Here is a 220-nt window from a genome sequence, read left to right on the forward strand (position 1 = left end):
CGGATTGCCTGCCGGGTCCAGAATTTCAACTGTCGCACCCGGCTCGGTGCTGCCTGCAATCGTCGCTGTGCCATCGGCATTGATGGTTACCGTGAAGTCAAAGGCCGGTGCCAATGTATCGACCGTAAGGCTCTCTGTTGCAGTCAGGTTGGCATTACCTGCCACGTCCGTAACAATACCTGCCGGTACGTTCACAACCACATCGCCTTCAAAGTCCGCA

1 protein-coding gene is annotated in these 220 nt (G+C 56.4%); it reads right to left on the reverse strand.

Features of this window, described 5'->3' with window-relative positions; translation table 11 throughout:
• On the reverse strand, positions 1-220 hold a 220-nt coding region (locus KNQ97_RS19190; RefSeq protein WP_253612640.1), incomplete at both ends, for a hypothetical protein.

Source organism: Acinetobacter sp. UC24323 (assembly GCF_024151445.1).
GTDB classification, from domain to species: Bacteria; Pseudomonadota; Gammaproteobacteria; order Pseudomonadales; family Moraxellaceae; genus Acinetobacter; species Acinetobacter baumannii.